This window comes from Lactiplantibacillus sp. 7.2.4 (genome assembly GCF_018991185.1).
GTDB classification, from domain to species: Bacteria; Bacillota; Bacilli; order Lactobacillales; family Lactobacillaceae; genus Lactiplantibacillus; species Lactiplantibacillus pentosus.
Genome location: NZ_JAGYGS010000028.1, coordinates 17,343 through 39,325, shown reverse-complemented (window position 1 = coordinate 39,325; position 21,983 = coordinate 17,343). Strand labels below are relative to the sequence as shown.

Below are 21,983 nucleotides of genomic sequence, written 5' to 3'. Positions count from 1 at the left end.
TCGTCGGCTCTGGAAAAATTGTGAGCGGCACCTTAATTCAAGTCGCCAAATAATCATTCTCGCTTTCTTGATATTACTCTTAAAAAGATTTTAAACAGATTCTTAATGAGACGACACAGGTTGTGAGCTACTGAAATCTCAATAACTAGACATAAAGCCAGCATCACGGCGGAATCCAGGTGGATTTTGTCGTGATGCTGGCTTTATTGGTTCTGTTTTATCAGACACTTACATGGAAAAATTTATCCAATAGTGCTTTATCCGGAATGTAACTATGTCCAAGGCATATTCGCCCTGTTTTCTATCATCAATTTAAATTGATAAATCTAGCTTCTCCAGCAGTTCGTAAATGGTCATTGTGGGAACGTTAAACTGAGTGGCAACCGCATTAATTTTAGGCTCTTTCTTGGAGTTACTACCTATATTGGGCATCGTCGCACGACCATTTCCATCTAAAGTCACGATTGTTTGACTGTTCACCTTTGCAGTAGCAATCAGCCACGGGTCGGCTTTATCCGGACTCTGCCACTCTGAAATACCCGCTGCATTCCATCGCTTTGATTGCGTTATCCAATTCATCACATCATTATAAGCACGCGTTATTTCTAAAGTGGGAACAATGATTTGCTTCTGAAATGTATTTTTTGTCCACAATGCTAGTTCATCAGGATACTTTATTTCATTATAAACAAAAGAGGTCATCCTGACATTGCTATGAGTGGCTAGACAAACCCAAACGGATCCAAAAACCTGTGGTCGATACCACTTTTCATGCGCATCTATTAATGAATTAGAGTCAATTAAATATTCCATAATATCACGCCATTTCCAAAATTTTATCGACCGTTTTGTGATACGTTTTCAAAGTCACACCTAGCATCGAGGCCGCTTTCGCAATCGCCATATCACCACTAGATTCAGCATTAATAACCGCATTCGCATAATACCGGTCTATTCTCGATATTGCGGTATTATAAAAATCACCGCCAGGGGCCTTTTGCTCTGACTTCAAGCGTAGCTCTTCTGCTTGCCGCCGCTTCGCCCAATCAACCAACTTATTTCCAAACAGTCGCAAACTCTGAGTACGAATGGCCGCCGCAACTAAACTCGTATGGAACTTTTTGGATAAATGGGTTAAGTTGTCTTCAGGCGAATATTTATCAGATTGCAATTCCTTGACCTTATCAGCAGGCATCAGCACATTAATCGTAACTTGATTAATCCAACGCTCACTTACCAGATCTAGATCCGGTGAAACATTCAACACTTCATTATTTCCCAAAAAAGCATGCATCAATTCATGAATGAGTGAAAAAATCTTCGCCTTTTTGCTATCACGGCTGTTAATAAATATTAACGGAACCACAGGATCCATTAATACTAACGCCCTGAATTCATCAACATCAAGCGGCCGTCGCGTATTTGTTCCAACAACACCATTCTGCATGACCAAAATACCTAGAGCGCTAATTTTCGTTCTAAGAATATTAAAGAAATCATCATCTGACATAGCTATTCCAAGTGTGTCGGACAAATCTAAAATCCCTATAACATCCTTAGATACAGCAGCCGGATCCATCTTATCGTTAAATATGTGCTCAAATTGAAATTTCGTACTGTCATTTTGATCAAGTAGATAGTCTTTCATCCACGCTTGTCGCATTTCCATATCATATATCGTATCAATTAGACGCCTACTTGGCTGAACACCCTGATTATTAACCGTCCTAAACTTCACAAATTCATTTTTTTCTCTTGGTAACTCGGTTTTAAAAAAGTAATTAAACGGAATTCGCGTATCACGACTAAAGTTTTGAATTTGCTTAAATGTGGGATAATCATGGTCAGTCTGCGGGTTTTTCCAGTTGGAAAGTGCATACTTCTTTAATAATTCTGATTCATTCTTTTCACCATTACTGATGGCCCAATCAATAATTTCAGGGTTTACAGGAATCCGTAATACTGCCATGAAAATCGCCACCTTTCGTCAAAGTATCTTGCATCAAATTTTAGCATACTTTACTTCTAACTACTGACATTTAGGTAGTCAAATTTGAATTACTTATGGTACAGACTTTCTAGTATTTCCACTTTTCTAAAAACACTTGGACTTTGCATTCTTCCAAAATATGTAAAGAGGTTATAATACTAACGGCTTCACTCATGATACGAGTAACCGTATCACAGGTTCTGTGCGGTTCTAAGACTACGATGGCTTACAATTCTGTTGGGGGTGGCAACAACGCCACCAATTCATTAGAACTAGCTTCACTGATGCTTGATGTTCCATGCCATTATGTCATCAAAGAAGAGGCTTGTTATTCTGTGCTTTTTTGAAAAAGGCGCTATAATCATGGAAAAAGCAATTGGAGTGATTGAAATGGCTACTACAGTAATCAATATTACCGATGCTCGTAAAAACCTTAAGAAAATTACGGATGATGTTGTTACTAACAATACGACAGTCATCATCACAAAACCACACGCCAAAAACGTTGTCGTAATTTCTGAAGCAGAATATCGGGCTATCCAAGAGACGCTGTATTTACTGGACTCAAAAGAAAATCGACATGCTCTAGATAAATCATTATCACAATTGAATACTGAGGATGTTAAGACGCTGAGCGCAGAAGAATGGCGCAAATTAAATGAAAAAGATTAAAAACATCAGTTTTACAAGCATTTTCAGAATATCGGTATTGTCAGACACAAGATTGGAAAACATTAAAATCCATCAATCGATTAATTGATGATACTTTAAGTCATCCGTTCACAAGTCTCGGTAGAGCCATTAAAATATCAGTTAACAGACTGCTGGTCCCGTCGTATCGATAAAGGTAACCGCCTTGTTTACCAAGTCAGTACCGATACCTTATACATCATTCAGTGCCGTTACCACTACGCAAAATAGCAAAATATATTTTTAACTAAAGGTTGAAGGCACCAACACAGGCCGTATTCGTTGGTATCATTGAGTTACGGTTACATAAATTAGTCATTTTCACTTTGTAGGCCTTATTGAGCAGTTTTCCAAGACTACTTGGTAAGGCTTTTATAAATTCATCAAAAATAGCGTCTAAAACGGCTGCTTCCATGGCGAATTTTTTTGCCTCAATATAATCGTGACTGCTAGTCGCATATTCATTTTTACTAAGCTCTCATCGTCGCAACATCCACTGCCATCAGCGCCTCGTAGGACACGCGCCAATCACGATCAGCATAGACGACTACTGCGTCTTGACGAGCTAATTCACGATTAAGTGTCAGAAAATGCGATTTACCTTGTCCATCTTGAATTCGAAACGTATGATTAAACAGCACTTCCGCTGAATAAAGCTCATCATGCTGCCACAAGGGGCTAGTACTTCCTTTATATTGTGCTAAAGCAACTTGTCCGTATCGATGAGGCACTGACAGCAGCTTTTTTCTCAACTGTTGGTAGAACTCATCAGCCGTCACTTCTACAATGGTGTTACTGTTAAAATACACCGTCTCATTTCGATCATCATAAAGATACGAATCCGCTCCTAAATATTCTGTATCGCGTACCAGACAATGCTCATGTGTATCAATCCGAAAAACATCACCATCACGATATAGCCAGAACCAAACACCGTGGCTTTCCTTCCAATCACAATAAAAATGGTCAATAATTGTATCCGGTTTGTGGCAATATTGAATATGCTCCCGCATAGCAATAATGTCATCTAAACTAAACTTGTCTAGATTGATTACCGGCAATCTGCCATAAAGTGTGAGCGGTTGGCTTTCAGCAAATAAACGCCAATCTTCAGAGCACTCGTTAAGTTTCTCCCGGTTACGCACCAATTCATCAGTATCGACATCACCAAATTCAAGCTGGCAGTTATCACAGTGAAATGCTTTCATACCCGTTTCAGGAATATCACAACCTGCGAGATAGTAGGCCTGGCTACCTGCTAGGTCTAAACTTGAGACTAAGCCATACATGATACAACGTACATGTGAACTCATACATTTTGGACAATTCAAGTTACTATTCTTTACGATTCCTAGTGCGACCCAACGCTTTAACCCAGAAATTAGTTTCTGCATTGTTCCTACCTCAAAATTCATTGGCCATCATTTTCAACGATAGCACCTATTTATGATACGGACTTCCCGCATTAATCATAAACGCCCGATAAATCTGCTCCGACAACACCAATCGCATCAGCTGGTGAGGTAACGTAAAACGCCCAAACGAAATCTGGGTATCTGCGCGCTTCAGTACTTCTGGCGACAAGCCCAGCGAGCCGCCAATCACAAAATCGATATCGCTGTGACCATAGGTCGTCAGCTTGTCGATTTCGGCCGCGAATTCTTCGCTGGAACGTTCCTTGCCTAAAATTGCCAGCGCGTAGACGTAATCGCGATCCTTGATTTTTTCCAGGATGCGCTGACCTTCTTTTTGCTTCACATTTTCCATCTCTGCGTTACTTAATGATTCTGGTGCCTTTTCATCGGGAACCTCAACAATCTGGAATTTTGCAAATTTACTCATTCTTTTCGCATATTCCGCAATCCCCTGTTTGAAGTATTTCTCCTTTAATTTACCAACACAGATAATTTTGATGTTCATAATTGACCGCCTTTACACAAGTTATTAACATAGTTATCCACAGGTGCATAACTCAATAATCAATATATTGTGTTGAACACTAGTTCGCCACAATATTTATTTAGTCCGATTTTGTCAAGACCTTTCCGACTTATCCACAGTTTTGCACAGCAACATCTGTTCGTGGATTCCGGTTACAAATCCCATTATATCAAGAATCCCCCGTCATTAAAATAACTTTTTTAAATTCAATCCACAGGGTAAGTCGGTGCTTGTGGATAACTTTCAAACAAGGCTCAATCCCGTCGTTGCGCCTGTTAATAAATTTCAATTTTTGCCGACTCAAATTATCACCAAAGTTGTCCACAGTTTTGCACACCCGCCGTTTTCCCGATAAATGCTCTGGCGACTTTCGACCAGTTTGTTCGGCTTTTTACGTAACTGGGGCCTCCATTCACAAATTTTCCTGATTTTTGAAAAACGAACCTTCGCTTTTTCAGCATTATCCGCCAAAAGCCCAAAAAAACGCCCTCAATTGCAACTCACAATCAAGGACGTTTATGAAAATCTCATTTACTAGTTACTTTGTTTATTTAACGTTTTGGTAGTTTCTGTTAGCTTCATCGACGTCGTCTTCAGCTTACCGTCATGATAATACTTGACCGTTACCGTATCGTTGACGGAATGTGCGTATAAAGCACTCCGTAATGTGGCGAGGTTCGTGACCTTCTTACCACCGAGTTCCGTAATCACGTCGTACTTGGTCAAACCAGCCGTCTTAGCCGGTGAGCCTGAGTACGTCTTCATGATAACGACACCCTTCTTCACGCTTGATGGCAACTTCAATACTGATGAGCGGTCGCTAGCGGAGATATTAGCCACGTTGTAGGTCGCAACCCCTAAGGCTGGCCGAACAACTTCACCATTCTTCACTAACTCGTTGATGATTTTAACGACTTCGTTACTTGGAATAGCAAAGCCCATCCCTTCAACGCTCGTGCCGGAATTATCCGAAGCCAGCTTCATCGAGTTGATCCCGATGACTTGGCCCGCAATGTTGAACAGCGGCCCACCTGAGTTCCCAGAGTTGATGGCAGCATCCGTTTGAATAACCGTTGCGTAACCAGTCGTCTGACCAGACGTGTTCGTCGTCGCCACGGTCCGTTTCTTCGCGGAAATAATCCCTTCCGTCAAGGTCGTGGCGTAATTAGATCCCATCGGTGACCCGATTGCCAAGGCCGTTTCACCAACCTTGATATTGTCGGAATTACCGAAGCTAGCTGTCTTCGTGACCTTTGAAGAATTAATCTTCAGCACCGCTAAGTCGGTTACAGAGTCGGTTCCGACGATTTTAGCCGTCAGCTTGGTTCCGTTACTCAAAATAACCCGAATCGCGTTTGAGCCGCTAACAACGTGGTTATTCGTGACGATGTAGGCTGCGCTGCCGCTCTTCTTGTAGATCAGGCCAGAGCCTTCACTGTATTCTTCCAGCTTGCTAGAACTCGAATCTGAACTCGAAGAACTGTCGCTGCCTGATGAATCATCGCCACCAAGAATGCCGCTCCAGCCACTCGTTGAACTTTGCTTTTGCAAGTTGATCACTGATACCACGGCTGCCTTGTTGTTCTGGAACACCTTGGTTGCCTGTGAGCTGACGTTGACCTTCACGTTCGTGGTTGAAGTTGACCCTGATTTGTTCGAACCAGTTGGTACGCTAGTTGATGAGGTCGCAATATTGTTGTTTTGGAAATAAGTAATACCCCCATATGCAACACCACCACCGATGAGTCCAGCAACTAGTGCCGTTACTGCGACTTTAATTAATGATTTGTTAGCCATAATTGCGCGTCGAAACGCGATCCCTCCCTACTAATGCTGATTTTAAGTCTATTTTAGCGAAAAAGTGTGATTTTTTTATGATCGAAGCGTTGCGAAACATTAAAGCTAGCCTATAGCGTGATTAACTTCGTCGCTTTTTCTGGATCAGTATCGTATAACTGAAAATCATGTTCCACGCCAAAATCATGCTCAGTCATCATTGAAGCCACTGTCAAATGAGCCAATGATTTCAGGTTGTTATCCTGACTCCGATGTCCTAAGTAAATTCGTTTGGTCCGATGACCGATCACGTCCATCAAGGCGTTAGCGCCATCTTCATTGGACAAATGGCCCTCATCACCGATGATTCGCTGCTTCAGCGGCCATGGGTAGCGGCCCATCCGCAACATCTCCAAGTCATGATTGCATTCGAATAAGTAGCCGTCCGCGTCACGAATGACCCCTTCGACATGCTCTGAAACATAGCCGGTATCGGTAATAATGACAAACGACTTCCCAGCATGGTGCAGTTCATAAAACTGTGGTTCGGCCGCATCATGCGAGACACTAAAGGATTCCACGTCGAGATCCCCGAGGTCCAAAGTCGTATCGGGGTCAAAAACGTGGCATAGCTCAGCGGGGACCTTGCCAATTTTGTGAGCCATGGCATCCCACGTCCCCTGGTTGGCATAAATATCTAACCCGTACTTCCGGGCGAGAATTCCCGCTGAGTGACAGTGGTCGGTATGCTCATGACTAATGAAGAGACTATCGACTTCATTAATATCGCGGCCAATCGACGCCATCAAATTCGCGATTTTTTTGCCGCTTAGCCCCGCATCGACCAACACTTTATGTTCTGGCGTTTCAATGTAAGTCACATTGCCGGTACTGCCCGATGCCAGAATACTTACTTTCATATCATCCGTTGCTAATTTTAATACCATTATTTAGGCTCTTCCTATCTCTGAAATCCATTACTATCTTTACATGATACACGCTTTTAGCAGGCTTGAAAAGTGAACGACCTGTTGCGACGCTGGCTACCGGGTCAAACGCGCGCGTCAAGGCTCCGGACTAGCATTGGACCGGCTGGCCAGCTGATTGCATTAAAACGCCCGTCTCCGAATAGTCGCGGTCTGCTCAAAACAAATAGCTAGCCGCTTCTAAACAAAAAAGCCCCACCAACCTGAGATTCGCTACCAGCCGCAACACCTCAGTAACCAGCTATATCTGATTACCGTTTGTCCGGCGCAACGAATCCCATAGATTGCGGGACCCCTTCTTTATGACACAATCACGCGTAAGACCTGCTTGACTGTGCGTTTATTCTACGATATTCCAGACCATCCCAGCGGTCGTATCCAGACTGCTGGTCGTGGCGGAATTACTGTTTTTCATCGACGAACCTGTAAAGGCATTGATGCGGTGCAAGCTCACATTGGAGCTGTTCTTACTACGAACGGCAAAAATCCACGTTGGCACGTAGACACTGCTGTCTTTTAGCTTCAGCAAGCGCGAATACCCGAGCTTGGCCCACACGATCCGTGAACTACTTGAGACTTGGTTATACTGATACAGCGCCACCAGCGCCTTTTTCTCACTAATGGTGACCGCTTTTTCACGCAACGTTTTGACATTCGCCACGTAGGTCTGCGTATAGCCGGTCAGCTGTTTTTCTTTGTTGACAAACAGGTGCACTTGCCCGGCAGCCGTTAAGATCTCACCATCCGCGACCTTTTGAACAAACACATAGTCACCATTGGACGATAAGTCCGCATCATACACGTATTCCGACCCATGAATCACGTTGGTACGTTGCTTCATGAAAGTCGTCAAATCTGATTTGGGTTTACTCGTATCGATGGTGGTCGTTGCCCGCAGTATGCTGGTTAGTTTGCCACTACTTTGAACCCGCGCAGACTGTTCAGTTAACTGACTCAACGATTGCTTGAGGCCACTCTCATTACTGCCCGCAATGTAGTAGCCGGTCCCTTCGTGCGTGTCTGGATCTTTGAAACTAATATTATCAGAGCGCATCTCACGAATCACCGTGGTCGCGGTATCACCGGTCGTTTTCGTTGACTTGGAACTCGTCTGAACGAACATGTAACCTAGAAAGATATCGAGGACGACGAATGCGAGTAAGAAGATCCACTCAATTCTCCGAAAATTCATGCGGCCACCTCCTAAGATCCACTCAACATCGACGTATAAGTCCGCCAACTGCCGTTATAGTAGACATAATACGTCGGCGTCAAATCGATCACGAGTTTGGATGACTTGTTTTGCGTCCATTCATACCCCAATTCGATGCTGCCAATTTTACTATCTTTGTAGCCCGCGGCCTTCAACTGTTTCAAGACGCTCGTCGAACTTGGTAAGGTCACCGCCTGCTTCTTACCCGTCGTTGGGACTGGCACTTGTAAGCTGTACAAGGAGAAGTAGTAACGGTCCAAGCCGTTAGACGTCAGCTGAATCCGCACGTCACCGTTCTCAGTCTGATTAAAGATTGGGAACCCTTCAACGTAACTTCGATAGATGACGCTGTTACTCGTGGCGTCGAAGCCATAGTAGCGGATATTGTCCATCGCCACGCCGAGACTAGCCAACAAATTAAAACTCTTCTTTAGCTGACTCGTCAGCGATAAGTTCCGGGTCGTGCCCGAATCACTATAGTCCTCAAAGTAAACCGTGCCGAGCTTGGAATCGACCGTCATCCGCTTGTAACTACCGGTGGTGTACTCTTGTTTGCCATTGCGATTATGCACCGAAACGGTCGAGTTCCCATCCGCATCTAACAACCGGTTGGCGATTTCACTAGCCGCCGCCTTACTCATCAAGTAGCTATAGTGTTGCATCGTCACTTGCTTCGGATAGTCGATATGCGCTTCGCCATTGCCGTAAGACATCTTGACCGCGATCTGCTTGACCTTATCCGTCGACAAGACCCGTTTTAAAGACTTCAGCGACTTATGCTTCAAACGTACGCTGTAGATTTCGTGATGGTCATCATTCAGAAAGTAGATGTGATTGGTATCATTGACCGGAATCACGATCCGACTGAATTCTGAAGACCGAAAACTATTCAAATTTTGCTTAAAAACCGTATTAAACAGGCTGACTGTGATGCTATCCGGGAAATTCAAGACGTATGAATCTTCGCCATTCAGCAGTGCTTGATAGCTCTTGGCTGACGAGATGCGCACTTTGGAGATACTCCGCGCATCCCACTTCCGCAACTGCTCACTAAACTGGCTCACTAAACTAACATTTTTATTGATCAACAGGGACTGCTTGCCCTGACTATTCGTGTAAATCAACTGGGTCGGTAAATAAATATCATCGATCGTCCGGGTGGTTAACGAGGAGTTCGATGAAGCCGTACTGACCTTGCTTTCGTGTTCATAACGCGAGGGATTTAGCCAGATGTACATGGATAAGACCACGCTTAATAGAATCAAAAGCGTCAATAGTACGGGTAAGATAAAGCGTCTAATCTTGTGAGTCGTCATCCCAAAGGTCCTCCTCCTCATAAGGTTCGTACGGCAAGGAAATGTAGAACGTCGACCCCTTACCTTCAACACTATCGACCCAAATGCGACCGCCTAACATCTGGACAACTTCCTTCGAAATCGCCAAACCAAGCCCAGTCCCACCTTGAGCACGCGACCGCGCTTTATCCACACGGAAGAAACGGTCAAAGACGTGGTTGAGGTCTGCTCGTGGAATCCCCAGGCCTTGGTCAGAAATACTAATGATGACCTGGTTATGCGTCTCCAACAAGCGGCAAGTGACGACGCCACCATCTGGTGAATACTTGATGGCATTGTTCATAATGTTGTCGAGGACTTGGGTGAACTTATCAGTATCGATTTCGACCCACAAGTCTCGTTTGGTAAACTCTCGTTTGATCGTGTAATACTTTACCGGATTGTCATCCTTCTTCAAAATCATGTCGAATCGGTCCAGAACATAGTTGAACATCTCGTTGATATTGACCAGCTCCATGTCAACACGGGTCGTTCCGGAGTCCATCCGTGACAGGCTCAGGAGTTCATTGATCATGCGAATCATCCGGTCCGTCTCTTCTTGTGTCACCTTCAAAAAGCCCGGGGCGACTTCTGGATCCTTCCATGCCCCGTCACTCAATGCTTCAATATAACTCCGCAAACTCGTCAGCGGTGTCCGTAATTCATGTGAGACGTTGGAAACGAACTGTTTGCGGTCATTATCGATCTTCTGTTGTTCCGTGACGTCGTGGAGCACGCAGACTAACCCACTAATGAAGCCAGATTCCCGCTGAATCAGTGAGAAGTAAGCATTCAGAATCAAATCACGCTCATTAGATGAGAGGTCTAACATTAATTCGTCCTGATTCTCAATCAAGTCACGTAACGAATAGTCGTCACGAATCTTGAGGACGTCTAAAATCGAACTCCCAATCGCCTTTTCTGCGGTCACGTCCATAAAGTCCGAGGCCGTTTCATTAATGATCGTAATGTTACCGCGGCGGTCAGTCGCAATAACGCCATCACTCATGTGGGAGAGCACACTGTCCAAACGCCGCCGTTCCGCTTCAGTCGATTCTTGCGATTCCTCGACTCGAATCGATAAGTTATTGATGGCTTTCGCCAATTGACCCAGTTCGTCATCACTATAGACACGCACTTGGCCCGCATAGTCGCCACGCGCGATTCGCTGTGTTTGTTGCTTCATTTCTTCAATCGGTCGCGTTATTGCCCGGGCAATAATGATGGCAATCCCTAGTCCTAACAGCATCGCGACTAACGAGGCAATCACAAAAATCCCCATGATGTTGTTGATCGTACTATAGACCGACTTCATATTCGCACGGACATACAAGACCCCGACTAACTGGCTACTGTTCCCAGTCGAGTTGGAGCTATACAGTGGCACGATTGAAATATAGTAACGACCATTATTCTGCGTATCATAGGTACTCTTGGTGTAAGTTCGATTGTTATAAATTGCGTTCTTCACGTTCCGGTCCGTTGTTTTTTGACCGACGATCGATTGATCATTAACGTCACTAGTCCCGCGAATCGTTCCCTTACTGTCAACGACCCGAATCTCGTCAACATTCGTATTATTATAGTTGGAAAGAATCGTCTTAATCTGACCATTGGCTTTACTCGTATTATTAACGGTCAATTGTTCCGCTAACGAGTTGTCAATATAGGTTGGAATTTGAACAGACTGTTTGAAATCTTGAATGTTCCGCGATTCCAGCTGTTTCACAAAAATCGCCCCAACGATTTCCAACGTAATTAGTAATAGTAAGGCAAAGACTAGCGCGATTTTAAAATTAATCGTTTTAAAAAAATTTTTCCGTTTAAATCTCAACACGGTTTAGCAACCTCTACTCGTTTTCTGGATTGCGGAGGTAGTAACCCACACCCCGCCGTGTCTCCAGCCATTTCGGGTGACTCGGATTATCTTCAACTTTTTCACGCAAACGTCGTACGGTCACATCAACGGTCCGGACATCACCAAAGTAATCGTAGCCCCAGACCGTCTGCAACAAGTGTTCACGCGTCATCACTTGACCAATGTGTTGGGCTAAGTAATGTAGTAATTCAAATTCACGATGCGTCAATTCAATGTTTTCACCACGTTTGGAGACCATGTAAGCCTCAGGATGGATGACCAAATCACCGATTTCGATATCTGAATTCTCTTCGACTTCGGCCGGCTGCGCACTTGGCGCACCTTGCCGCCGTAAGTTTGCCTTGACCCGAGCCACTAACTCGCGGTTTGAGAACGGCTTAGTCACATAATCATCGGCACCGAGTTCCAGTCCTAGGACTTTATCCAATTCAGAGTCCTTGGCCGTAACCATGATGATTGGCATGTCATAATTCTTCCGGACTTGCCGGGCGACTTCCAGGCCGTCCATCTTCGGCAACATTAAGTCTAAGAGGATCAAATCAGGATGGACTTCATCGACTTTTTGCAAGGCTTCCTCACCGTCAGCGGCGACGTGGACTTCATAGCCTTCTTTAGTTAAATTAAACTTCATAATATCGGAGATTGGTTTTTCATCATCAACAACTAAGATTTTTTTCATAACGATTCTTCCTCCTTAGGGGAAAACAGGTTTACATTTCAATTTTAAGGTGGTTCACGATTAATTACGAGAAAAGGTCACTTTTCTCGCGTCAGGTCGGTTGAAATAAAATTCAACACTGTTTTTAGTATATCACAAATAGGGTTGGCTTTCTTTGATTGCCAATCCGCGTGGCCGTAGTATTTCCCGGGAAATAATCTGATAATTACGGTAACCGTTTTCATAGGTAATTCAGCAAAAAATTGCGCTTTTTTGAAAAAAAACACAAAATAGTGTTGTCAGAACTCAGAATTCATGATATTATATTTTTTGTTGAGTTATGGGCAGTTAGCTCAGCTGGCAGAGCAACGGACTCTTAATCCGTGGGTCCAGGGTTCGATCCCCTGACTGCCCATCATAAACTATTAACCAGTTTTCATGCAGTGTCAAAAACACCGTGATTACTGGTTTTTTTGTGTTTTAAATACAAGCACCATTATCATTAGATGTCATTGTTTTTCAACAAAAGTAAGCCAATTAGTAAGCCAAAAAATATAACAAAAAAGCCACTGTTTCCAGTGACTTAATACTTGCGCGGGGCAGTGACTGTTAGCCAATTTTGGTTAGCAGTTTTATTTATATTTGAATGCGTGGTTAGGATCAACCCTACAAATAACAAAATAATCGTCTTCATTGTAATAACCATGGATACGAAAACTTTTTCTGTCTTTACCCAAGTGATACATTTTTCTTTCTTTTCCGTTGAACGTTTCAATATTTTTAGGCCCATTTGGGCCCTTCTTCCTAAGCCAAAGTTCATTTACTTCGGTAATGCTTAGTCCGCAATTTACCGTAGAACTTATAAATTTCCAAAGCCGCTTGCATTCATTGGGCTTTAAATCTTTGAACATAAATTTGTTATCAAGCTTTTCAGAAATTGCAAGCTTAAATTTTACGCTTCGATTGGAGAAGTCAGTTAGCGGTTGAACGTTCTCTTGGGTTGAACTTGTTTGCGAGGTCAGCGGGTTAATCGCCATTATAAATTCCTTGATAAAATTCGCGCACAACACTATCACTCAATGGATTATTGCTACGCTCACCACTTTGAACACCCGCTCTTGCAATTATCCACGGTGCTTCCCTATGCGTTAAAGCTTCTAATTCATTAGCATCTTTATCACCATACGTCACCCAAACAGATTCTAACAAATGTTTAATATTTTCATTGGTAATCGAACTAGCATTTGAAAATTTATCTTTTGGAATATTTGTCCAACCATATTCTTTACATTCATGATAAAGTTCTGGTGATACAGGTCCGTGAGCCCAAGCTTGAAAAATAGTATCTTGGAATACTTGCTTTCTTAGTAATGCCTGCCCCCACGCATACATGTAATAACACAATTTTTGTAGTTTTTTATCACTCATAGATTCTTTTTTCAAGAACCAGTTTGCAGCGTCAAAAATACTGATTGCATCTGCCATAACAAACACCTCCCATGAGCGAATCATAACATTAAGTTAAAAATATAACAACAAAATCACAAAAACAAAATAATGTCAACCACAATATGCAAAATAGAATGATTCTAAGGCTTGATTCTTTATATAATTGAACTTGCTAACACTAACCGATAGTTGGTTACAAGCTTCGTTGCGGGTGAAACGTTTCTCAATAATGTAATCATGTAAGATAAATTGATATTGTGGATCATCAATTGCATTGAGGGCGTCTTCGACTTCTTTTAGCTGGTAAGACAGGTCAACATGGTTTATCAGGCGGCTTTCAGCACCGTTTCGGTTGCTATGGCTTGATACTCCATCGAATGAGGGGCTGGAAACCTGATTAAAAGCCGTCAAGTCACGTTTTAGTTTGGCATATTGCTTTAATAAATTACAAATCTTCTTAACATCTTGGCGCATTGGAATCACACTTTCTGATCCCAGATATATGTATTAAAAAACGGAGCTATTACACCCCGTCTTGACTAATATTAACAACTACAATTTATAATGTAGATTGCTCAACGACAACTATATTATAACACTTAAAACAAATATTTTCACTTATAATCGTTTCACATGAAACATATTCACTTTAAAACTTATCTGGTTACTAAGCCGCGCAATTGTTGGATCATGCTGACAACTTGATACGGTGTTTTTGTCATATCAGTTACTCGGTTTTGATACCAGAATTGCGTCAGCAAGGACACGGCAAAATCGTACTGTTTGTAGATAGACACGTCCTCATTTTTGCTAACGGCCGTCTGCACGTAGTCCTCGGCGGCGTCTAAATAGCTTTTAATCATTGGATCATCTTCGGTCACGTCAATTCGTAAACTTAGTTTAATATCATCAACGGTTACAGCCATTGTAATCACTCCTTTTTAGGGGGGGTAACGAATCGTGCCCCCTTAGTTTTAATTTATGTATAGGGGGGTGTCCATTTTTAGACACCCCTTTGTATAGCCGTCCCCAAAAGTGGGTACGATTATTTACCAGCAGTTGCGGTTCCTAACGCCACGTTAATTGCAGCGGTCTTATCAATCACTTCGTAATCATTCCGCACAATGACGGAAAGCCCTTGACTGAACTGGTCGAACTTGTCCCATTGGGCAGTTACTTGGTTACGCCGGAAAACAGCCACGGCTTGTGATAAGTCCCCCGCAATCATTGGGAACGTCCCGTCAGCGTTGTTAGCCAGCAACTTATCACTAATCATAACAACTGGTGCCCCTAACAAGGTGAAGCCACTGGGTGCCGTTGGGTTCGGCTGTAATAGGTAACGCCCCTCGGAATCTTTCAAGGTATCAAGGTAGTTGAACCCGGACTGGTTCACTAACCACATCTTGTTCAAAGCGGGATCTAACGTCACATTGAAAATCTTTTTAAGATCATCAATACTGGTGGCCGTTGCTTTAGTAAAGTTGCTACCCGTTAACAAGCTCATAATCTGCGTATTGTCCGTATTATCAACCAATTGTTGTAATTGCGTTTTAACTTCACTGACAATATCAACTTCGGCGTCTTCGACCACTTCATTAGATAAGGCAATCTTACCCGCCCGGGTCTTTACATCAAACGGTACTTCCGTAAACATGTTCGCGTCAACATCGGCAATATCGGCGAGTTCGTCCTTAGTAGCCAGTACCGCAGATTGTTGACTAGTGGCAATTGGATAAGTCCCGGAACCGCTAGAAACTTGCTTAACCGTTGCATATTGGGCAAGGTTGTACTTAGATTGCTTTAATTGGAAAACAGGGGTAATCAGTTCCTTAGGAATAACGGCACTGGCACCGTCCGTCTTTAAACCGTCCCGAGTTTCCCCGTGTGTCCGTACATATTGCTCAAAGGCGGGAATACCGGTCTTGTTTTCATTGCTATTGTCATTGGGATCAATAATTGTTTGTTTTGCCATGTTGTCAGGCTCCTTTTCTTGGTTAATAAATTTTTCATAGCTACGGGTGTCAACTTGCACATTTGTATCGTCATAAGCGGGAACAGCTACCACTGACACATCGAACAAACTCTTAACTTGATTAATGGTGCGCGTGATATTACCGCCATCATCTTTAGTCCATTCGTCGGTGTCGTCGTCACTATCAAAGCCAAATGAGCAGGAATCAACGTTCCCACTTTGAACTTCTTCGTATACATCATTAGCAAACGACGTATTCGGCAACTGTGCGGTGAAATGTAGCCCCTTGTCGTCCGTTTCTAACGTTAACGTGCCCGCCTTGGCACTGGCTAACACTTGGGTATAGTCGTGGTTATTAAGCATAAGAACGTTTGATAAATCGACACCATCAAGGGCCTTAGGGGTAACAACCTCAGTGAAGCCGCCTAAGTCTTTACTTGGTGAGTTCCATACAATTGCATAACCACTAATTGTTTTGCCCTTGCTTGTTTGGGAATCTTTAGGTTGCGGGTCTGCTGAATTTTCAGCTGGCCCGTCTTCGGGTGTTTCTGGTTGTGGCGTTTGTGCCCGCAACTCGGCGTCAATCGTTAATCGTCGGTCTTGTTTCATGAATTAGTCACTCCATTCTTTTGTAAGTTTAAGAAAATATTGCCATCGTCAGTTGGTGGCAAGCCAATCTTGGCCCGAGCTTCATTGCGGCTCATAATGCCACCCGTATAGCCCGCTACTGCTTGGGCTTGTTGCGTTTGCGGATCAAGGCTCAATAGCTTGTCCGTATTAAACGTAAAGTCATGACCAAACTTGAATGATAGCTCGCTGGTAAAGCTATCAAAGTAATGTTGCAACGTGCCTTGAAGATACTGCACGCCACTTTGCTCTTGGTTAGAATGAGCGTTTTCAACCCCTAAGCGCTCCGGTGGTAAGCCAAAAGCTTTAGCAATTTGTCGGGTCGTCCAGTCATTAGAATTGACCAGCTTTAATACATCGGTATTTAAGGATAAGTTGCTAATATCCATGGTATCGTCAGTCACAATCGTATTAACCGCATTATCACCCGTATTGGCTTCATCAAACTGGTTGCGAATATTGCCCTTAGCTTCCGGTCCTAAATCAGATTGATGGACTTTAATAATCGTGGTGCCGTGCACACCAGCAGTAAAAAAGCCGGTTAGCAATTTATTGCCGGCCGACTGAATCTGGCGCTCATCTTTCAAGGCATATAAAGGACTAATTCCCGATACGCCGTCTTTGGTGAAATATTTAAAATGTAAAATGTTGTTAGGCGCAATCTGACGACTATTACCGCCAATTGGGGTATAGGTGTAGGTCAACGCCCCACTGACGTCATCTTGTTCAACTGTCATTTGGTTATTTTGCACAAATTTAAGTGTGTGATTGGGCAAAATCTCCGCAAAACTATTGCCATTGAGTAACAGGTTGGCCGCCAACGCATATTTGAAATGGTAGCCGTCCATTTGGCTATTGGGGGTCTGATTAATCATCGTGTTAAAAATGGCCGTATCGCAAACAATCGGATTGCTGGCAATATCGCTCGCAATAATGTTAATTGCCGCGTAAATGTCACTATTACGCAACACCGCCGCACTCACAAACGTATACGGGTCATTGCTTGATAAACTAACCAAGGCGTCAGCTACCGGGTCATGCGTGCCACTGGTGGTACTGCTTTTAACGAAGAAACTCATTTAATCACCTCTTTGCTTTTCATAATTAATCAGCAAGGCCAGTAGAATCATGGCTATACCAGCCAATATTAACCCCGCTTGCCAACTGATCCAGCAACCAAAACCAATTACTAAGCAGATTAACCCAATCACCAACAAGATCGTTTGTACATAATCAGAACAAATCTGCCGCAGTCGCTGTTTTGTAGTAATCTTCTGCATGTTGTTGATCCTCACTTTCTTGGTAATAGTCCATACCGGCAACGTAAGAATTAATTAAGGCTGCTACCGGGTCAATCCGGTTGCTATTGCGTGCCTTATCCAGTTGCCAGCCATTGTTTATCACTTTCAAGATGGCGTTATTGACCGCATAAGCGAGAATCTTGTTACCGTTATGTTTAATCTTGCCATCGTAAAGCTGGTCACGAAAGTTACGGGTGGGAATATTCAAAGTCTTGGTGCCTTGTCGCACTTCAAATAATTGATAATTGAGTTTTTCAAACTTAGTAATCAAGGTCTGCGCATTGTACGGGTCATACGCGATGGCTTTTACTTTCCAGTTATATTGACCGACCAGATTTTGCACGTAGTCGAATAGCTCGTCATAATCAATCACACCACTATCAAGGCGAGTAATACTACACTCACCAGCGCGCTCCATTGACCGGTAATCAATCCCATCACGTTTAATCTTAGAATCCAGGCCGTACTTAGTGCCCACAAACGAATGACTATCACAATAAAACTGACCATTGCCGATTGGTATCAACCAACTAACCGCGGTCAAGTCATTACTTTTGGATAAATCAATGCCAATATAGGCGTCACGATTATGTAAGTCGGGCACCTTTGCCAATTTACCAGCGGCCCAATCGTCGGCTGAAATATAGCTGTCCTCACTAGCTTGCAACCACATATTGAAGTTCTTAACCAGTACCGGGATTAGGTTGTTCTGCTTAATGGCAAGGTCAACGTCGGCCTGAATCTTTTCCGTCATGCGTTGTTTAACGTGTGGTTCACTGAATAACGGGTTTGCCTTGATCCAATTAGCTTGATCGTAAACTTCTTCGCGGTCGTCCAGTTCCCAGATTGCCACAAAATAACGGTCAGCTTCGGTTTTCCCCTTTAAAACGTCCGTCAGCATGTCATATTCGGCGTGCATTGGAACGTTAAGGTTAAGACCCGAGGTGGAAATCACCGCCAGCAGGGAATTATCTTCTTGTGCTTGACCAGACTTTAAAACGTTGTACACTTTGCGGTCTTTAGCTTCGTGCCATTCATCTAAAATAACGGTAGTCCCGGCATAACCATCAAGCGTACTGGTATCACTGGCAAGGGCTAAGGCTTGCGAATCAGTTTCTAAGTCAGTAATGGCTTGCTTCTGTACCTTAATCCGTTGCCGCATGTACTTCGATTGCTTGCGGACTTGCCGTAACCCACTTGAAAGCATGTCATAGCCCAATTTAGCTTGTTTGAGGGCGTTGCTTACGAATAATACTTGTCGGTTGCGGGCGGGCTGACGTTCTCTTAAAAGGCCATTAGCGGCCATGCCAGAAGCCAGATAGGTTTTACCGTTCTTTCGGGCCATACTAATAAACGCCCGATCATAACGCCGGTTGCCGGTTGCTTTCTCACTCCAGCCATACAGTTCACTAATAATCCATTTTTGAAAGGGCTGCATGGTTAGCTTGGTGCCGTCAGTCTTAGGCATTAATTCGATAAATTTGACCGCCTGAGCCGCTTTGTCTTCGTCGTAGTAGAATGGGAAGCTGTCGCCCTTAGAACGGCTTAGATCGCGTTTAAATCGCTCACACGCCCATTTGATTTTTTGACCAGCCAATACTTGACCCGATAACACTTGGTCAACATATTCAATCATGACAACATCGCCTCGAAAGTATCTTCGGGTGTCTCATTTTTTTGCTTGTTTAATTCCATGCGGGCCCGGCTCGATAGCGACATGCCTAAATCATTGGCTAAGGCTTTTAAGTCTTTTATCGCTTGCGACTGCAAGGCCACATAAGGGTTCGGCTTACGTACACCAGTCTCTTGATTAGTTTGTACCAGTCCGTTCTTACGAATATCATTCTCGCAAGTCTGTACCGTGGCATAAGCGCGGCAATAACTGGCTAACATAGCCCGATCAAGTTCACTAATGGGCGTGTTGGCTTTCAAATACGGGGAAACACGTTTCCATTCAGTCAAAGCACGGTCATGTAACCAATCAGGGGGCGTTAAATCAAGCACCGGATAATCAAACAGCGCTTTTTCAGCGTCTTTACGTTGATCACGCTCATCATTGGTTAAATGTTTATTCATACTAGCCAAGGCTTTTACTTTTCGACCCATTCGGATCACTCCTTTCATTTAAGTTTACGCACCAAAAAGCCACCACGAGTTATACCCATAGCGGCTTATTGAACATATATCCAGAATTCGTTTATTATACCTATATTATCGCACATATCTCTAAAAAGTGCAAATAATAACATGTACATGTTGACATGTTACCCCCTGACTGTTTATTTGTTCAAATTTCGCATTATTAGTAGTGATATTTCACAATCCAGCAAAATAAGCAAAAAATCAAAGTTAAAAAGGGACTTTTATAAACACAAAAGTATGCTGTCCGCTCCTTTTTGGTCGACCATAGCCCCCCCATATCAACGTTTCTGGGCTGTCATGCCGTTTTGAATTAGTCTCGTGGCCGAAAATTAAGCCGCCAACTTGAATTGCTCACTCAGCCGAAAACTTGGCGCAGTCAATTGCCACTTTTGGCAACGTAGACGCAAAATGCGGGTTGGTTAGGTCAGCGGAAAACTCCGCTTAGTAGCTCGGCTGAAAGTTCAGCGCAGTTTTGCGCAGATCTACTACCTAAGTTAAGCTTAGCCAGTCTGATTCACTTAGCGGAAAACTCCGCTCACCTAAAAAGCGCCGTACCTTTCAGCACGACACTCATTGATTATTTAGTTTGTTGTTTCCGTTGTTCTCTAACCAATCCCGTTTTTCGGTTATGGTGTCGGTAGCACAATGGCTGTAGGTTGCTTTCATCAAGTCGCCTTGACCAGTCGTCTTTGATTTCGATAACATGATCAACTACATCTGCCTTACGAATCACGCCATCTTCATAACACTTGATACATACTGGGTTAAGTTCTAAGAACCGCCGTGACAACTTGCGCCATGCTGACGACTTGTAGAATTGTTGATACTTACTCTCATCAGAATCGTACATGCGTTTGTGATACCGCCACTTGTTAGTGGCCTTGCGGTGCTTCTCGCAGTAGCGTGTGTCATAGGCAACCAACGTCCGACAACCCGGGTGCTCGCACTGTTTCATTGGCTTAGCCATGACCGTTAACCTTTGTTAGTGTGACCACGTCATAGGCATTCAGTTCACCATCAGAACTAACGCCAGCAACCTTATACTCAACACCATCTAGCAACGCTAGTAGTGCTGTGGTAATACGTTCATCATGGCGCACCGCAATTAGCTGGTTAGTTGTCGCAGTTGTACCAGTAAGGCTAATAGTGTTACTGATGGTCAACGTATACTCACCACACCAGACAGTGAACAGTGGCACGAATTGTTGCTTGGTTGTGCCGTTTATTAAATTTTCAACTGACTTAACGGTGCCAAACTGTGCCCGCTTATTTAGTCGACTTAGATTATAGTTCTTCATTAGTTAACCTCACTTGTAAATAATCATGGCACAATATTCTACCAAAGCAGAATCTTCATCTTCACTGCAAGCATTCGTAGAAAACTTAACATCTAAGACATCATAATCCTGCGTTTCCAAACGTTTAATTGCCGATGATACCCCCGTGTCTAGTTCTCTTGGTGTTGGCCGAACTACTGTTTTTGTTTTAATCATTATAGTTAGATCCTTTCTATCATGTTAATCATCTAATTGTTCCAACATCTTGTACGCATTTTTGCGTTGTTCTTCATCGCTTAAAGGATTATTCAAAACTTGGCTTGAAACGTTTCGGATAACGTAGGCGTCAGCTAACCAACCTTGACTTGATTTCTTAAAGTGATCGTCACTAAATTGTGCATATATGGGGTACATGAGTTTTAAGTCTCTTACAGTTTCTGGCTCATATTCTCCATCTTCATTTGGGGCAAAGTTCCCAACCAATCCTTTATCTTTTGCTTTTTGAGTTGGCTCACCATTTTGATCTAAAGCACCTTCTTTAATCAAGGCTCTGTAAATACACGATTTTAATTCATTAACTCTATTTGAGACAATTGGCCCATATTGTTTAACGTAAATGTCAAAAGCTTGCTCAACTAAACTTGGATAAATTACTTTCATTTTTCATTTTCCTCCTGTACTGGAAATGTTTGTTTTAACGTGGTCCACGTGGTCCGGTGGTCCAAACGTTGATATATCAGCACTTCAA

At 43.3% G+C, this 21,983-nt stretch carries 23 protein-coding genes, 1 tRNA gene and 2 pseudogenes; 4 read left to right on the top strand and 22 right to left on the bottom strand.

All coding sequences use genetic code 11. The features are described from left to right. Positions 1-94: pseudogene (locus KGF70_RS09895) on the top strand (IS5/IS1182 family transposase); the annotation flags it as partial. A gap of 218 nt (positions 95-312) precedes the next feature. On the opposite strand, the gene KGF70_RS09890 reads toward KGF70_RS09895, so the two are convergent. Both KGF70_RS09890 and KGF70_RS09885 read right to left on the bottom strand, forming a co-directional pair. Next, entirely contained in the window at positions 313-813 is a 501-nt protein-coding gene (locus KGF70_RS09890) for a DUF4411 family protein (protein WP_101872574.1), read from the bottom strand. 4 nt (positions 814-817) lie between these two features. Beyond that, on the bottom strand, positions 818-1,969 hold the full coding sequence (locus KGF70_RS09885; RefSeq protein ID WP_216768574.1) for an ImmA/IrrE family metallo-endopeptidase: 1,152 nt from the start codon (positions 1,967-1,969) through the stop codon (positions 818-820). A gap of 384 nt (positions 1,970-2,353) precedes the next feature. Between KGF70_RS09885 and KGF70_RS09880 the strand changes: the two genes are divergently transcribed. Together KGF70_RS09880 and KGF70_RS09875 are read left to right on the top strand one after the other, a co-directional pair. Then, positions 2,354-2,662 carry a type II toxin-antitoxin system Phd/YefM family antitoxin gene (locus KGF70_RS09880; RefSeq protein ID WP_253954819.1) on the top strand — a complete coding sequence of 103 codons (309 nt, stop codon included), beginning with the start codon at positions 2,354-2,356 and terminating at the stop codon, positions 2,660-2,662. 17 nt (positions 2,663-2,679) lie between these two features. Then, a pseudogene (locus KGF70_RS09875) lies at positions 2,680-2,911 on the top strand (Txe/YoeB family addiction module toxin); the annotation flags it as partial. Positions 2,912-3,150: 239 nt separating this feature from the next. On the opposite strand, the gene KGF70_RS09870 reads toward KGF70_RS09875, so the two are convergent. The 8 genes from KGF70_RS09870 to yycF form a co-directional block, all read right to left on the bottom strand. After that, the gene (locus KGF70_RS09870; RefSeq protein WP_216768575.1) at positions 3,151-4,074 is read right to left on the bottom strand and encodes a hypothetical protein; all 924 of its coding nucleotides are present in this window, start codon (positions 4,072-4,074) and stop codon (positions 3,151-3,153) included. 46 nt (positions 4,075-4,120) lie between these two features. Next, on the bottom strand, positions 4,121-4,600 hold the full coding sequence (gene rlmH, locus KGF70_RS09865) for a 23S rRNA (pseudouridine(1915)-N(3))-methyltransferase RlmH (RefSeq protein ID WP_216768577.1): 480 nt from the start codon (positions 4,598-4,600) through the stop codon (positions 4,121-4,123). A gap of 555 nt (positions 4,601-5,155) precedes the next feature. After that, on the bottom strand, positions 5,156-6,418 hold the full coding sequence (locus KGF70_RS09860) for a S1C family serine protease (protein ID WP_050338042.1): 1,263 nt from the start codon (positions 6,416-6,418) through the stop codon (positions 5,156-5,158). Between the two features lie 110 nt (positions 6,419-6,528). Further along, entirely contained in the window at positions 6,529-7,344 is an 816-nt protein-coding gene (locus tag KGF70_RS09855) for an MBL fold metallo-hydrolase (RefSeq protein WP_003637298.1), read from the bottom strand. A 379-nt stretch (positions 7,345-7,723) separates the two neighbouring features. Further along, positions 7,724-8,575 carry a two-component system regulatory protein YycI gene (locus KGF70_RS09850; protein ID WP_216768581.1) on the bottom strand — a complete coding sequence of 284 codons (852 nt, stop codon included), beginning with the start codon at positions 8,573-8,575 and terminating at the stop codon, positions 7,724-7,726. An 11-nt stretch (positions 8,576-8,586) separates the two neighbouring features. Then, a complete protein-coding gene (gene yycH, locus KGF70_RS09845; RefSeq protein WP_050338044.1) occupies positions 8,587-9,912 on the bottom strand; it encodes a YycH family regulatory protein in 1,326 nt (441 codons plus the stop codon). Continuing rightward, positions 9,893-11,767: a cell wall metabolism sensor histidine kinase WalK gene (gene walK / locus KGF70_RS09840; RefSeq protein ID WP_216768583.1), complete on the bottom strand. Its 1,875-nt coding sequence runs from the start codon at positions 11,765-11,767 to the stop codon at positions 9,893-9,895. Before walK ends, yycH begins: the two co-directional genes overlap by 20 nt. Before the next feature lie 13 nt (positions 11,768-11,780). Then, on the bottom strand, positions 11,781-12,488 hold the full coding sequence (gene yycF / locus KGF70_RS09835; RefSeq protein WP_216768585.1) for a response regulator YycF: 708 nt from the start codon (positions 12,486-12,488) through the stop codon (positions 11,781-11,783). Between the two features lie 321 nt (positions 12,489-12,809). Here yycF and KGF70_RS09830 point away from each other — a divergent pair. Further along, positions 12,810-12,882: transfer RNA gene (locus tag KGF70_RS09830), tRNA-Lys, on the top strand. 217 nt (positions 12,883-13,099) lie between these two features. On the opposite strand, the gene KGF70_RS09825 is transcribed toward KGF70_RS09830, so the two are convergent. From KGF70_RS09825 to KGF70_RS09770, 12 genes are all read right to left on the bottom strand, one after another. Then, entirely contained in the window at positions 13,100-13,504 is a 405-nt protein-coding gene (locus KGF70_RS09825; protein WP_080488510.1) for an MAG6450 family protein, read from the bottom strand. Beyond that, entirely contained in the window at positions 13,494-13,952 is a 459-nt protein-coding gene (locus tag KGF70_RS09820; RefSeq protein ID WP_253954820.1) for a Panacea domain-containing protein, read from the bottom strand. Before KGF70_RS09820 ends, KGF70_RS09825 begins: the two co-directional genes overlap by 11 nt. Before the next feature lie 75 nt (positions 13,953-14,027). Continuing rightward, a complete protein-coding gene (locus KGF70_RS09815) occupies positions 14,028-14,390 on the bottom strand; it encodes a hypothetical protein (protein ID WP_216768592.1) in 363 nt (120 codons plus the stop codon). Positions 14,391-14,572: 182 nt separating this feature from the next. Then, positions 14,573-14,842, bottom strand: a complete 270-nt coding sequence (locus tag KGF70_RS09810; RefSeq protein ID WP_216768599.1) for a head-tail connector protein — start codon at positions 14,840-14,842, stop codon at positions 14,573-14,575. A gap of 119 nt (positions 14,843-14,961) precedes the next feature. After that, positions 14,962-16,497: a phage major capsid protein gene (locus tag KGF70_RS09805; protein ID WP_216768600.1), complete on the bottom strand. Its 1,536-nt coding sequence runs from the start codon at positions 16,495-16,497 to the stop codon at positions 14,962-14,964. Beyond that, the gene (locus tag KGF70_RS09800) at positions 16,494-17,594 is read right to left on the bottom strand and encodes a phage portal protein (RefSeq protein ID WP_216768601.1); all 1,101 of its coding nucleotides are present in this window, start codon (positions 17,592-17,594) and stop codon (positions 16,494-16,496) included. Before KGF70_RS09800 ends, KGF70_RS09805 begins: the two co-directional genes overlap by 4 nt. 154 nt (positions 17,595-17,748) lie before the next feature. Next, the gene (locus tag KGF70_RS09795) at positions 17,749-19,452 is read right to left on the bottom strand and encodes a terminase large subunit (protein ID WP_216768602.1); all 1,704 of its coding nucleotides are present in this window, start codon (positions 19,450-19,452) and stop codon (positions 17,749-17,751) included. Next, entirely contained in the window at positions 19,449-19,922 is a 474-nt protein-coding gene (locus KGF70_RS09790) for a phage terminase small subunit P27 family (RefSeq protein WP_216768603.1), read from the bottom strand. The genes KGF70_RS09795 and KGF70_RS09790 overlap by 4 nt, the downstream gene beginning before the upstream one ends. A 613-nt stretch (positions 19,923-20,535) precedes the next feature. Next, positions 20,536-20,925 carry an HNH endonuclease gene (locus tag KGF70_RS09785; protein WP_216768604.1) on the bottom strand — a complete coding sequence of 130 codons (390 nt, stop codon included), beginning with the start codon at positions 20,923-20,925 and terminating at the stop codon, positions 20,536-20,538. Continuing rightward, the gene (locus KGF70_RS09780; RefSeq protein WP_216768605.1) at positions 20,918-21,256 is read right to left on the bottom strand and encodes a phage head closure protein; all 339 of its coding nucleotides are present in this window, start codon (positions 21,254-21,256) and stop codon (positions 20,918-20,920) included. Before KGF70_RS09780 ends, KGF70_RS09785 begins: the two co-directional genes overlap by 8 nt. Positions 21,257-21,265: 9 nt before the next feature. Then, positions 21,266-21,451, bottom strand: a complete 186-nt coding sequence (locus tag KGF70_RS09775) for a sporulation protein Cse60 (RefSeq protein WP_064578496.1) — start codon at positions 21,449-21,451, stop codon at positions 21,266-21,268. A 24-nt stretch (positions 21,452-21,475) separates the two neighbouring features. Further along, positions 21,476-21,895, bottom strand: coding sequence for a hypothetical protein (locus tag KGF70_RS09770; RefSeq protein ID WP_027822990.1), 420 nt, complete (start codon positions 21,893-21,895; stop codon positions 21,476-21,478). Positions 21,896-21,983: the final 88 nt, after the last annotated feature.